Origin of the sequence: Streptomyces sp. UNOB3_S3, assembly GCF_020740895.1 — a bacterium.
Lineage (GTDB): Bacteria > Actinomycetota > Actinomycetes > Streptomycetales > Streptomycetaceae > Streptomyces.
Genome location: NZ_JAILXP010000420.1, coordinates 1 through 5,837, shown reverse-complemented (window position 1 = coordinate 5,837; position 5,837 = coordinate 1). Strand labels below are relative to the sequence as shown.

General features: G+C 73.4%; 8 protein-coding genes and 1 pseudogene. 5 read left to right on the top strand and 4 right to left on the bottom strand.

From position 1 onward, the window contains the following. The first annotated feature begins 269 nt into the window (after positions 1–269). Genes K6I33_RS30545 through K6I33_RS30535 form a run of 3 tightly spaced genes read left to right on the top strand, consistent with a single transcriptional unit; the run spans position 270 to position 989 of the window. A complete protein-coding gene (locus K6I33_RS30545; protein WP_229357791.1) occupies positions 270–455 on the top strand; it encodes a hypothetical protein in 186 nt (61 codons plus the stop codon). A gap of 5 nt (positions 456–460) precedes the next feature. Next, complete coding sequence (locus K6I33_RS30540) at positions 461–805, top strand: helix-turn-helix transcriptional regulator (RefSeq protein WP_229357790.1); 345 nt, start codon at positions 461–463, stop codon at positions 803–805. 55 nt (positions 806–860) lie between these two features. Next, complete coding sequence (locus tag K6I33_RS30535) at positions 861–989, top strand: DUF6126 family protein (RefSeq protein WP_229357789.1); 129 nt, start codon at positions 861–863, stop codon at positions 987–989. Positions 990–1,019: 30 nt separating this feature from the next. Here K6I33_RS30535 and K6I33_RS30530 read toward each other — a convergent pair whose 3' ends face one another. Beyond that, positions 1,020–1,589 carry a TetR/AcrR family transcriptional regulator gene (locus tag K6I33_RS30530; RefSeq protein ID WP_229357788.1) on the bottom strand — a complete coding sequence of 190 codons (570 nt, stop codon included), beginning with the start codon at positions 1,587–1,589 and terminating at the stop codon, positions 1,020–1,022. A gap of 132 nt (positions 1,590–1,721) precedes the next feature. Between K6I33_RS30530 and K6I33_RS30525 the strand changes: the two genes are divergently transcribed. Further along, positions 1,722–2,168 carry a nuclear transport factor 2 family protein gene (locus tag K6I33_RS30525; protein ID WP_229357787.1) on the top strand — a complete coding sequence of 149 codons (447 nt, stop codon included), beginning with the start codon at positions 1,722–1,724 and terminating at the stop codon, positions 2,166–2,168. Here the strand turns inward: K6I33_RS30525 and K6I33_RS30520 are convergent. Beyond that, complete coding sequence (locus tag K6I33_RS30520) at positions 2,110–2,676, bottom strand: cupin domain-containing protein (protein WP_229357786.1); 567 nt, start codon at positions 2,674–2,676, stop codon at positions 2,110–2,112. The genes K6I33_RS30525 and K6I33_RS30520 overlap by 59 nt on opposite strands. A 52-nt stretch (positions 2,677–2,728) precedes the next feature. Next, a complete protein-coding gene (locus K6I33_RS30515) occupies positions 2,729–3,946 on the bottom strand; it encodes a cytochrome P450 (RefSeq protein WP_229357785.1) in 1,218 nt (405 codons plus the stop codon). A 184-nt stretch (positions 3,947–4,130) separates the two neighbouring features. Between K6I33_RS30515 and K6I33_RS30510 the strand changes: the two genes are divergently transcribed. After that, positions 4,131–5,129, top strand: a complete 999-nt coding sequence (locus tag K6I33_RS30510; RefSeq protein WP_229357784.1) for a DUF6528 family protein — start codon at positions 4,131–4,133, stop codon at positions 5,127–5,129. 16 nt (positions 5,130–5,145) lie between these two features. Here K6I33_RS30510 and K6I33_RS30505 read toward each other — a convergent pair. Then, positions 5,146–5,837, bottom strand: a pseudogene (locus tag K6I33_RS30505) (hypothetical protein); the annotation flags it as partial.

Below are 5,837 nucleotides of genomic sequence, written 5' to 3'. Positions count from 1 at the left end.
CGTCCGTGTCAGGGCGGCCACGGGCCGCCGCCGGCCGGGCCTCGCTCGCCGAAATCGCCACCACAGACCCCCAGTCGCACGAGGACGGGACAGTGGGAGGAAACCTAACAAAACGGACCTACGATCATGTGATGAACGCCCCGAAACCGACATCACATCACCTGCACAGCCGAGAGCTACGGTCCGTTCGCCCGCTCGGCCTAGAATTGCGTAATTCTTCAATTCACCAGGTCTGTGAAGAGCCGGACGATTCAGCGAGGGGAGCCGCCGTGAGTGCGTTCGCCGAAGCGATGCGGGAGCGGGTGCGCGCCGCGCGCGCCGACCTCGCGGCCGCGCGGGCGGCCGGGGACGTCTACGCGGCCGCGGTCGCGGAGGACGAGCTGGACGACGCGCTGCGGCTGGCCCGCGCGCACGGCATCACCACGGACGAGGACGACGGGCGGGGTGGGAGTTGATCGGCGTGAAGGTGCCGCTGTACCAGGCCAAGGCGGAGTTCTTCCGGATGCTCGGCCACCCCGTGCGCATCAGGGTGCTGGAGCTCCTCCAGGACGGGCCCATGCCGGTGCGCGATCTCCTCGCCGAGATCGGGGTCGAGCCGTCCAGCCTCTCGCAGCAGCTCGCGGTGCTGCGCCGCTCGGGCATCGTCACCGCCACCCGTGAGGGGCCCACCGTCGTCTACGCCCTGGCCGGCGGGGACGTGGCGGAGCTCCTCGGCGCCGCCCGGCGCATCCTGGCCCAGGTGCTCAGCGGCCAGGAGGAGCTCCTCACGGAGCTGCGGGGCGCGGAGAGCACGGCGGAGCGATGACATCGTCCGCGCACCCGAAGGCAAGACGAACCACGACGACCGGAGAGATACGGCCATGACCCACGATTCCGAGAAGTACGCCGAGAAGGCGGTGGGCTGGCGCGTGCTGATCTACATCGTCTTCGGCCACGTCCTGGCCGGCTTCATCTGGCTGCTCTTCTACCTCGGCTCGCACGCGAAGTAGCGAGCGGGACGGGCGGGGGCCGCGTGGCGCTCACCCCCGCCCGGCCGCCCCCGCCAGCAGGACGGACGCCGCCTCCCGGGCCGTGCGGGCCGCCCCGGCGTCGCCCGACACGGCCGCCGTCACGATCGCGCCCTCCGCGAGGAGGGCGATCTGCTCGCCCACCGGCGCCGGCGCGCCCGCCTCCGCGACGAGGCCGCCCAGGTAGCGGCGGAAGGCGTCCTTGTGCGCCCGGGCCGCCTCCGCCACGGCCGGTGAGACGCCCCCCAGCTCGCCGAAGGAATTCACGAACGCGCACCCGCGGAAGCCGTCCTCCGTGAACCAGCGCTCCAGCCAGCCGAACACCGCGAGCACCCGCTCCCGCCCGGCGGGCAGCGCCTCCGCATGGCGCGCCAGCGCCGCGCGCCAGCGCTCGTCCCGGCGCCGCAGATAGGCCTCCACCAGCACGTCCTTGGAGGGGAAGAGCTGGTAGAGGCGCTTGAGGGACACCCCCGACGCACCCCGGATCGCGTCCATCCCCACCGCCTGGAGCCCCCGGGCGTAGAAGAGCTCCTCGGCCGCGTCCAGGACCCGGGCCTCGGCCTCCACCGGCGCCACCGTCACCATCGCTCTCCCTCTCTTCGCCGCTTGCGCGGAGAACCATCGTTCTCCTACGCTACCGCACACCGCTGGAGAACGAGCGTTCTCCGCTCCGTGCGGCCCAAGCGCTGTATGGCCAAGGACAAGGGGAGAGTCATGTCCGAGATCAAATTGCCGGTCCCGCCGTTCACCACCGCGACCGCCCTGGAAAAGGTGCGCGCCGCCGAGGACGCCTGGAACTCCCGGGACCCCGAGCGGGTCGCCCTCGCCTACACGGAGGACTCCGAGTGGCGCAACCGCGACGTGTTCCTGATCGGCCGCCGGCGGATCGTCGCCTTCCTGCGCGAGAAGTGGGAGCGCGAGCTCTGCTACCGGCTCCGCAAGGAGCTGTGGGCCCACACCGACGACCGCATCGCCGTGCGCTTCGAGTACGAGTGGCACGACGCGGACGGCCAGTGGTACCGCAGCCACGGCAACGAGAACTGGGAGTTCGCCTCGAACGGCCTGATGCGCCGCCGCTTCGCGAGCGTCAACGACGTCGCGATCACCGAGCGGCAGCGGCGCCTCCACCTGCCGCCGGAGGCGTCATCCGCAGCGGCGTGAGCTGCTCGATGTCATAGCGGAGGCGAAGCTTGGCGATCGCCTCGTGGTCCACCGCCGGCCCGGAGTCGAGGATCTCGAAGAGCTCCTCGAAATACCGCTCGTGATCGGGTGGCGGCGACGCCTGGAAGAACATCCGGGCGGGGTCGCCCGTCACATTGGCGAACGCGTGCGGACAGCCCGGGGGCACGACGATCACCGTGCCGGCGGTGGCCCTGACACAGCGCCGGCCACTGGCGGACTCCCACTCCCGCCAGTTGTCCCGGGTGCGCACCTTCGGCTCGAAGGCGAGGACGTCGAGCTCGCCCTCGAGCACGTAGAAGAGCTCCTCGCTGCGCGTGTGCCGGTGGGCGCCGACGTCGAAGCCCGGGGGGACGACCACCTCGAAGCTGGAGGCGGCCCGGGAGTGCTCCCCGGTCACCTTGAAGGTGACCCGCTGGGCCGCGGTGACCAGCGTCCGGCCCTCGCCCGGGGGCACGACCAGACCGTCGGGGGCGCTGATGAGCGTCATGGCGGAGCCTTTCGACTGCGGCCGGTGGAACCGGGACGGGCCGGGGCGGCGGTCACCAGGTGACGGGAAGGTTCTCCGGGCCCCGGATGAGCGCGCTGCGCTGCCAGCGGACCTTCTCCACGGGCTCCGCCAGCCGCAGCTCCGGGAAGCGCCGCAGCAGGGTGGAGAGGATGATCTCCGACTCCAGCCGGGCCAGCATCGACCCCAGGCAGAAGTGCGGTCCGTGACCGAACGACAGATGCGGGATGTGCTCGCGGTCGAAGTCCAGCTCGTCGGGGTGGTCGAAGACCCCGGGGTCGCGGTTGGCCGTGAGATAGGAGGAGTGCACCACCTCACCGGCCTCGATCCGCACCCCGGCGACCTCGACGTCCTCCATCGCGATCCGGGCCAGCCCCACGGCGCTGCGGTGCGGGATGAAGCGCAGCAGCTCCTCGATGGCCTGCGGCAGCAGCTCCGGCTCGGCCCGCAGCCGGGCCAGATGATCCGGGTGGGTGAGCAGCGCGTAGACCATGTTGGCGCTGTTGTTGCGCACGGCGTGGGCGGCGCTCGCCTGGATCAGCAGGGCGATGGCCACGGCCTCCTCCGTGCTGAGCCCGCCCTGGGCCGTGGCGTCGGCCAGCTCGCCCGCCAGGTCCTCCTGGGGCTCGGCGAGCCGCTGGGCCAGCAGATCGGTGAAGTAGTTCGCCATCCCGTTCTTCGCCCGCTCGCTGGCCTCACGGCCGTACCCCGCGGAGAGGATGACGTTCGTCCACAGCGCCATCTGCCGCCGGTCGACCTGGGGCACGCCCATCAGATCGCTGATCACGGCCAGGGGCAGCGGCCCGTGGAGATGCTCCACCAGATCCGCGGGCGGCCCCTCCTGCTCCATCTCATCCAGCAGCTCGTCCGCCGCGCGCTGGGCGCCGGGCCGCAGCCGGTCGAGGCTACGGGTGGTGAAGGACCGGGCCACGGCCTTGCGCAGCCGGGTGTGCTCGGGCGGGTCGGCGAAGCCCACGGCCTCGTCCAGCGGGATGAAGTGCGGGGCGAGCCGGGTGATCGGGCGGCCCAGCACCGCGTGCCGGCTGAACCGGGGGTCCGAGGTGACGAACTTGACGTCCTCGTAGCGGGTCACGAACCAGGCGTGCCCCTCGCCGTTGGGCAGCTTGACGCGGGAGATCGGCTCGTCCCTGAGCTGCGCCGCCATGAAGGGGTCGAAGTCCAGTCCCCGGAGGTCCTTCACATCCCAGAACCGTACGGGGAACCGCTCCCGTGCTGATTCGGTCGTCGTCATCGCTGGGTACTCCCACCCTCGCCGCGAGCCGTCTGTCCGACAGACACGCTCCCCCAGAACGGCCGCGCGCGGCGCGCCACGCCGGGGAAATCACCCGTCCGGCCCACGCCCCGGCAGGGCCGTTCGCGTGACGCGCGGGCGTGGTGCCGCGTCCGTCCGGGGGTCCGGCCCGACGCTGTGCGTCGTGAACACAGGGGTGAGCGGACCGGTGGCCGTCCTGCTGGCGGCGGCGCTGACGTTCGCGGCACCGGGCGTGGCGGGCGCCCGGGCGGGACGGCCGGGGGCACGCGCGGCGGCCGCGCCGATCGTGACGGCCGACCAGGCGACGCGGTCCGTGTACGTCCTGGACTCCGCGCGGACGCGGTGGGACGCCCAGGACGAGGACGACCCCGGGGTGCTCTGGTCATGGAGCGCGGACGGGCGGTCCGAACTGTCCGACCTGGACCCCGGCACGACGTGGACCAACCCGAGCGAGGTCAAGTTCCGGTCGCTGAACGGCAGACGCTATCTGCTGGCCACGGCCTCCGGCGGACTGGCCGCCGTGGTGGGCTACCCGGACCGGGCGGTGTACTGGGCGGCCGACACCGGCACCGGCAACGCCCACAGCATCGACCTGCTGCCCGACGGGAACGTGGCCGTGGCGGCGAGCACCGGTGGCTACGTCCGGGTGTACGCGGCCTCCGCCGGACCGCGCGCCACGGACCACGCGCAGGTGCCGCTCCCGGGAGCGCACGGAGTGCACTGGGACCCGCGCACCCGGCTGCTGTGGGCGCTGGGCAGCCGGCAGCTCGTCGCCCTGCGGGTGGACGGGTCCGCCGCAGACCCCGGACTGACCGTCGTCCGGCGCGTGGCCCTGCCCACCCGGGGCGGGCACGACCTGGCGCCCGTACTGGGCAGGCCGGGGCGCCTGTGGGTGACCACGGCGTCGGCGGTGTACCAGTACGCCACGGACGGGCAGGCGTTCGTCGGTTATCCGCTCCAGTCGAGGATCAGCGGCCCGGACGTCAAGAGCATCGGGGACGACCCCGCCACGGGCCGGATCCTGCTCTCCCGCCCCGAGCCGGGCCACTCCTGCTCGTGGTGCACCACCACGCTGGTCCTCTACCGCCCGGACGGCACCCGGACCCTGCTGCGTGGCGGCATGTACAAGGCCCGCTGGTGGACGACCGCGCGCGGCGGGTGAGGAGCGGGGCGCGCCCCTAGCGCGAGCCCACCGGCGGCATCTCCCCCGTCAGGCGCGCCCGTACGTCGGCGGCGGCCTCCTCGCTGTCCGGCACCCGTTCCCACAGCGCGAGCAGGGCGGGCGCCAGCGACGCCGCCCGGTCGCCGCTGTGCTGCCAGCAGTAGTGGGCCCGTTTCAGCGCGGCGAGGGCCTCCGCGTCGGCCGGGCCGCCCCGGTCCAGCCGGTGGGAGGCGGCCGACAGCCACAGCTCGGCGGCGCGCGGATGGTCCCCGGCGAGGCGGGCGAGGTCGGCCCGTACCTCGATCCAGAGGCAGGCCTCGGGGCTGTGGGGGCCGTGGCGGCGCAGCGCCTGCTGCTCCCAGGCGGCGGCCATGGCCGCCGCCTCGTTGTGCCGCCCGGCGTGGGCGGCGGCGAGGACGCCCGGCAGCGGGTCCTCCTCCCGCGGCGCCGGCTCCTGACGCGCCGGCGCGGGCACGGCGGCAGGGAGTGCGGGTGCGAAAGCGGGCACGGCCGGAGGTGTTGTGGCACGCGGTGGGGCGGCCCGGTTGGCCAGGACGGGACCGGCGTCGCCGTACTGGAGGGTCAGGAAGCCCTCGGGCAGGGTGGCCTGGGTGAGCGCCAGCTGGTGGGGCAGGGCCGGGTCGAGCACGGGCCCGGCGGTGGGGTGCCCGACGGACAGGGCGGTGAGGAAGGCGCGGGTGTAGGGAC

What these genes read in the sequence shown, in the direction of transcription:
- K6I33_RS30520 (WP_229357786.1), bottom strand. Translation starts at nt 2,676, where the DNA reads ATGACGCTCATCAGCGCCCCCGACGGTCTGGTCGTGCCCCCGGGCGAG.
- K6I33_RS30525 (WP_229357787.1), top strand. Translation starts at nt 1,722, where the DNA reads ATGTCCGAGATCAAATTGCCGGTCCCGCCGTTCACCACCGCGACCGCC.
- K6I33_RS30515 (WP_229357785.1), bottom strand. Translation starts at nt 3,946, where the DNA reads ATGACGACGACCGAATCAGCACGGGAGCGGTTCCCCGTACGGTTCTGG.
- K6I33_RS30535 (WP_229357789.1), top strand. Translation starts at nt 861, where the DNA reads ATGACCCACGATTCCGAGAAGTACGCCGAGAAGGCGGTGGGCTGGCGC.